This window comes from Kitasatospora sp. NPDC059088 (genome assembly GCF_042738155.1).
Lineage (GTDB): Bacteria > Actinomycetota > Actinomycetes > Streptomycetales > Streptomycetaceae > Kitasatospora.
In genome coordinates this window covers 27,328-33,913 of the sequence record NZ_JBHYGR010000105.1, presented here as the reverse complement: position 1 = coordinate 33,913, position 6,586 = coordinate 27,328, and the positions used below count along the sequence as shown (strand labels likewise).

Annotated in this window: 3 protein-coding genes; all 3 read left to right on the top strand. The window is 77.1% G+C overall.

Annotation, left to right across the window (positions count from 1 at the left end):
* Nucleotides 1-208: 208 nt before the first annotated feature.
* The 3 genes from ACFWXO_RS33830 (at nucleotide 209) to ACFWXO_RS33820 (ending at nucleotide 6,576) form a co-directional block, all read left to right on the top strand.
* The gene (locus tag ACFWXO_RS33830) at nucleotides 209-3,454 is read left to right on the top strand and encodes a hypothetical protein (protein WP_380528766.1); all 3,246 of its coding nucleotides are present in this window, start codon (nucleotides 209-211) and stop codon (nucleotides 3,452-3,454) included.
* A gap of 192 nt (nucleotides 3,455-3,646) precedes the next feature.
* On the top strand, nucleotides 3,647-4,390 hold the full coding sequence (locus ACFWXO_RS33825; protein WP_380528764.1) for a DUF4255 domain-containing protein: 744 nt from the start codon (nucleotides 3,647-3,649) through the stop codon (nucleotides 4,388-4,390).
* Nucleotides 4,391-4,410: 20 nt separating this feature from the next.
* Nucleotides 4,411-6,576 carry an ATP-binding protein gene (locus ACFWXO_RS33820; RefSeq protein ID WP_380528768.1) on the top strand — a complete coding sequence of 722 codons (2,166 nt, stop codon included), beginning with the start codon at nucleotides 4,411-4,413 and terminating at the stop codon, nucleotides 6,574-6,576.
* Nucleotides 6,577-6,586: the final 10 nt, after the last annotated feature.

The following is a 6,586-nucleotide window of genomic DNA, read 5'->3' as shown; positions in this document are numbered from 1 at the left end:
CTCCTCCGCCTTGCGATGCACGCACCCCAACGCCGCGCGCTGATCCGACGCGAACGGTCAGACACGCCCCAGCGCCCGCGACCGCGGCGTCCTGCCCTTTGCGGACACCGGCCGTTACCCCCGGCTCGGGTGCCCGGGCCCTGTTCCCGGGCGCCCGGGCCGGTGAGACTGCGGGGGAGACCGCCCCTGCCATCCTGTGAGGTCGAGCGTGATCGGCGCCACCGCCACCCCCCGCCCCGTCCGGCGGCCGGCCCGGGCCGCCGTCGCGGTGCTGCTCGCGCTGGCGACCGCCGTGCTGACCCTGGGCTCCGCCCCCGTCACGCCGACCGGCCGGACGGCCCCGGCCGTCACCGCCGAGGACCCGGCCGCCGGGCGGATCGTCTACGCCGGCACCAACCACCGCGGCCTCGGCCGGGTGACCGGCGGCGCCGCCAGCACCCCGCTGTTCGGGCCCGGCCCGGTCCACTTCGACCAGGAACCCTCGGCCCGCGGCGGCGAACTGGTCTTCACCAGCCTGCGGGACAGCCCGCTGCCCCAGGTCTACCTGCGCGACGCGAACGGCGCGGTGCGCCGGCTCACCAACGGCATGGACACCGCCCACCCCGCACTCGCCCCGGACGGCAAGGGCGTCGTCTTCGAGGCGGTGGAGACCACCGCCTCCGGCGGCACCCAGCACGTGCTGTGGGCGGTCAACCGGGACGGCACCGGGCTGCGCCGGATCACCGACGGCGCCGCCGACGAGACCCACCCGACCGTCTCGCCCGACGGGCAGTGGATCGCGTACTCCTGCACCGGGGACCCGGCACACCGCCAGATCTACCTGCGGCCGTTCGCCGGCGGCGCGCCCGCCAAGATCACCAACGTGACCGTCGGCGACGCCGTCGACCCGACCTGGAACCCGGTGAACGACGACGCCCACCGCAACCAGATCGTCTACACCTGGGACAAGGGCGACCAGGGCCGCACCCTGATGCTCACCTCGCCCACCGGCGGCGACAAGGCGTTCTTCCCCGGCACCGGCTCCACCTGGCGCACCGGCTCCGCCGCCTGGCTGGCCGACGGCACCGGCGTCCTCTTCCTCAGTGCCGACCAGCTCACCTCCCCGCCCCCGGCCCCGCAGCCCGACCCGAACCAGCCGCCCGTGGTGAACCTCTACCGGGCGCCGACCTGCGACTGCACCGACCCCCAACTCCTCTACCGCACCAACCGGTTGATCTCGACCCCGACCTGGCTCGGCACCCAGGCCGAGGGCGGCCCGGTGGTCGAGCAGACCAGCGCCGCCACCGCCAACACCGCCGACGTCCAGGACGTCCACCAGGACGGCACCGACCCGCGCGACCTCGGCATCAGCGTGCTCACCGAGGACCCGGCCGCCGACACCAACACCAACCCCGACCCGGGCGCCGACCCGCTCTTCCACCCCCGCCCCGGCTACGACCCCTGGTACGAGCGCCAGAGCTACACGCCCGACGGCCGACAGCTCGTCGTCACCCGCTACGAGGACTCCCCGGCCGGGCGGATCCAGCGGATCTGGCAGGCCGACGCCGACGGCTCGAACCCGCACCCGCTGAACCTCGCCGGCCGCGGGCCCACCGACCGGGACACCGACCCCTCGCTCTCCCCGGACGGCAGGCTCATCGTGTTCAGCCGCAGCACCCCGGCCGCCGGGCAGACCCCGGCCCGCCCCGGTCGGCTGCTGATCGCCCAGGTGGCCACCGGCGCGATCGTCGGCACCGTCCAGCCGCCCGCCGACCAGCCGGGCGCCTCCGACGGCGAGCCGTTCTGGTCCCCCGACGGCAAGCTGATCGCCTTCTCCCGGACCGCCGTCGTCAACGGCAACCCCGGCAACCTGCACGTCTGGACGGTCGCCGCCGACGACCTCACCCGCCAGCGCGACCTCAGCCGGGCGGCCTGCCCCGGCAGCTGCAACGTGATCGACGACAGCCCGGTGTTCTCGCCCGACGGCCGGCGCCTCGCCTTCAACCGCAAGGCCGGCGACGGCGGCAACAACCGGCAGGACGGCCTCCTGGTCACCTCGCCCACCGGCACCGACTGCACGGTGCTGCTGCCTGCCGGGCTGCGCGACGACAAGGGCGCCTGCACCCGGCCGCTGCCCGACACCTCCGCCACCGGCCCGTACCAGCCGCGGGACGCCGCCTGGACGCCGAACGGCGCCCAGCTGGTGCTCACCTCCCGCCGGGCCCTGCCGCCCAACTCCCCGGAGGGGCTGGGCACCTACGACCTCGCCAGCGGCAAGCTCACCCCGCTCGACCGGCGGCTGCCCGGACGGCAGAAGGAACCGGCCGTCCAGCAGTCCGTCCACCTGGCGCTGAGCGCGCCGCCGCGCACCCCGGCCGTGCCGGTCGAGGGCAGCACCGACGTCACCGTCACCGTGACCAACCGCGGGCCGGCGGCCTCACCGGGCACCGTCCTCACCGCCTCCGTGCCGACCGGCGCCCGGCTCGGCAGGCTCACCACGCCCGTCGGGACGTGCGACGCGGCCGCGCTGCGCTGCGAACTCGGCACCCTGGCTCCGGGCGCCGAGGTGCGGGTGACCGCCACCCTGATCGGCACCCGCACCGGTGACCAGCCGTTCGGCTGGAGCGTCACCGGGACGGTCGTCGACCCGAACCCGGAGAACGACTCGGCCGAAACGGTTCTGCCGGTGCTGAGCGCGCCCACGCCGACCCCGAGCCCCACCGCCTCGCCCAGCCCGACACCCACGCCGACCGCGACCCCGACCCCCGCGCCGACCACCCCGAGCAGCACGCCCGCCCCCGCGCCCCCGCCGCCGGCCCCCGCACCGCCGCAGGCCGGCCCCACCGTCGCGGTCGACGCCCAGCCGACCCCCGGCTACGTCGGCGGCCACGTGACCGTCAGCTACACCGTGCGCAACACCGGCCAGGCCCTCGCCACCGGCCTGCGGCTCACCCTCGGCCTGCCCGCCGGCGTGCCCACCGAGGCGCTGCCGCCCGGCTGCCGGGCCGGCAACTGCGCTCTGGCCGACCTGCGCCCGGGGCGCAGCCAGGTGGTCCGGGTGGTGCTCTCGCCCGTCGCGGTGCTGGACACCACCGTCACCGCCGAACTGACCACCACCGGCACCGACGCCACACCCGGCCCGCACCGGGCCAGCACCCCGCTGCGGGTCGTCCAGCCGCGGATCGTCGCGGTGCCGCCGATCGGCAAGCCCGGCTTCGTGACCTCCGTGCGCGGCGTGGACTTCCCGCCCGGCGCCCCCGTCCGCTTCACCTGGAACCCCGGCATCACCGCCGCCGCCGCGCCCACGTACCCCAAGGCGGACGGGACCTTCGCGGGCCAGCTGCTCATCCTGCCCAAGGACGAGACCGGCCCGCGCACCATCACGGCCGACGGCCCCGGCTTCTCCCCGGTCACCACGCCCTTCCTGGTGGTCGAGGGCAGCATCGGCCCGCCGGGAGAGGTGGACCGGCGGTGAGCCCGGAGGACGCCGTGGCCGCACGGGACGTCGGCCCGGCCGACTTCCCGTGCGGGTGTGAGGCCGGAGGCGGTGGTGTGCTGTGCACGGAGAGGGTGGAGCGCTGGTGAGGCGTGAGATGGCGGGCACGGGACGTCGGCCCGGTCGACTTCCCGTGCAGGGGCAGGGGCCGGCCGGGGAGGTGGAGCGGCGGTGATCCACGAAGTCGACGAGGCGCTGCGGCTGCTGCTCGCCGAGGCCGGACTGCCCGAGCGCGGCGTCGAGGTCGTCCTCGACGCGCCCACCCGCGACCTGGCGGCCCGGCGCACCGCGCCCACCGTCAGCGTCTTCCTGTACGACGTCCGCGAGGACACCGGGCGCCGCCAGGCCGGCGCCGTCGCCGAACACGACGCCGACGGCCTGGTGCTCGGCCACCGCGCCGCGCCGCGCTGGTTCGAACTGGCCTACCTGGTCACCGTCTGGACCAACCGACCGCAGGACGAACACCGGCTGCTGGCCGAGGTGCTGCAGTGCCTGACCGCCGTCGACGCGCTGCCCGCCCGGCTGCTCACCGGCACGCTCGCCCGGCTCGGACTCACCGTCGGCCTGGACATCGCCGGACGCGACACCGGCCTGCCGTCGGTCTCCGACGTCTGGTCCGCGCTCGGCGGGGAACTGCGGCCCTCGATCGACCTGCGGGTGCTCGCCCCGCTCGCCGGGCCGCTCACCCCCGCCGGACCGCCCGTCACCGAGGGGCTGGTGGTGCACGCCGTGGACACCTCGCACACGGCCGAGTCGCCCGCCGTCGACCCCGGCCGTCGGCTGCGCTACCGCGACACCGCCGGCGACCCCGGGGCGGAGGGCTTCGCCGCTCCGCGCGACCGCGCCCTGCCGCCCGGCCGCCGCAGCAGGGGTGGGAGCAACAAGGGCGGGAGCAGCGGGGGTGGGATCAGGTGAGCCCGGACCTCGCCCTGGCGGTGCCCGGGGCCCCGCCCGGCCCCGACAACGGGGACGGTCACGGCCACGACAACGGCCACCTGTGGGAACGCCTGCACCGGGTCGAGCAGCGGGTCCGCACCGCGGTGCGCGAGCGCCGGGCCGACGACCCGGACCCGGACGACCCGTACCGCGGCCAGTACCTCGGCCCGGAGGCGGTCGAACGGATCCTGGCCTCCGCCGCCGTGGCCACCGGCCACGGCACGCCGGCCGGCCAGGACGCGCCCGCCCCGCCGCCCGGCTCCCGGCTGGCCCGGCTCGGCGCCGCCTTCGGGCTGCTCCCGGTCGACCTCGACCTGCTGCTGGTCGCCCTCGCCCCCGACCTCGACCCCCGCTTCGAGCAGCTCTACGGCTACCTCAACGACGACCTGACCCGCCGCCGGGCGACCGTCGGGCTGGCCCTCGACCTGTGCGGGCTGCCCGGGGCCGGGGCCGGCCGCTTCCGGTTCGCCGCGCGGTCCCCGCTGATCGCCGGGGGCCTGCTGGAACTCACCGAACCGGACCGCCCGCTGCTCTCCCGCACCCTGCGGGTGCCCGACCGGGTGACGGCCCACCTGCTCGGCGAGGACGAACCGGACGACGCCCTCGCCGGGCTGGCCCGCCGCGCCGACCCGGCCGACCGGGCCCGACCGATGGCCCCGGCCGGGGCGCTCACCCCCGCCGAGGCGCAGGCCGTCGACCGGCTGCGCGCGGCCGCGACGGCGGCGGGCGGCGGAGCCGTCCACCTGCTGGACCGGGGCGGCCACGCCGGCCCGCTCGCGGTGGCCGCGCTCGCCGCCGACGGCCGTCCGCCGCTGGTCGTCGACGCCGCCGCGCTGGCCGCCCGCCCGCCGGGGGCCACGGTACGGGTGCTCGCCCGCGAGGCCCGGCTGGCCGGGGGCGGGGTGGTGCTCGGTCCGCTGGACCGGCTGGAGCCCGAACGCCCCGAGCGGGCCGCGCTGTTGCGCGAGCTGTGCGCGGAACTCGCCGCCGTCCCGCTGATCGTGCACGGCCCGCTGGTGTGGGACCCGGCCTGGTCGCGGGAGAGTCCCGTGGTGGTCACCGCCCCGCCGCCGGACGCCGACGGCCGCGCCGCGCAGTGGGCCCGCGCGCTGGCCGCCGCCGGGACACCGCTGGACGAGGAGCTGACGGACGGTCTGGCCGAGACGGTGGCCGCCTACCGGGTGGACCGGGAGAAGCTGGCGCGGGCCGCCTCGGTTGCCGCCCGGACGGCCGCCGCCGAGCGCCGCCCGGTGCGCGCCGAGGACCTGCGGACCGCCGTCCGGGCGCAGAACGCCGCCGGGCTGGCCCGGTTGGCCCGCCGGATCGAGCCCGCCGTCGGCTGGCCCGACCTGGTGCTGCCCGACCCCACCGCCGACCGGCTGCGCGAACTGGTGCTGCGCGCCCGGCACCGCGAGCAGGTGCTCGGCCGGTGGCGGATGCGCCCCGGCGGCGGCCGCGGCAACGGCGTGCTCGCCCTGTTCGCCGGGGAGTCCGGCACCGGGAAGACCATGTCGGCCGAGGTGGTCGCCGCCGAACTCGGCATGGAGCTGTACGTGGTGGACCTCTCCACCGTGGTGGACAAGTACATCGGCGAGACCGAGAAGAACCTGGAACGGATCTTCACCGAGGCCGCCCAGGTCAACGGCGTCCTGCTGTTCGACGAGGCGGACGCGCTGTTCGGCAAGCGCGCGCAGGTCAAGGACGCCCACGACCGGCACGCCAACGTGGAGACCGCGTACCTGCTCCAGCGGATGGAGTCCTTCGACGGGATCGCGCTGCTCACCACCAACCTGCGCGCCAACCTCGACGAGGCGTTCACCCGGCGGCTGGACGTCATCGCCGAGTTCCCGCTGCCCGACCGGGCGCAGCGCCGGCTGCTCTGGGACCGCTGCCTCGGACCGGCCCTGCCCCGCGGCGACGACCTCGACCTGGACTACTGCGCCGAGCACTTCGAGCTCACCGGCGGCTCGATCCGGGCCTGCGCCGTCTCCGCGGCCTACCTGGCCGCCGGGGCGGGCACCCCGCTGGGCATGGCCCAGCTGGTCGCCGCGGTGGTCGGGGAGTACCGCAAGCTCGGCCGGCTGGTGCTGGAGAGCGAGTTCGGGCCGTGGCTGGAGCGGTTGCGCCCCGCCCCGGAGCCTCCGGGGGCCGGCGGGCGTACCTGACCGGAACGGT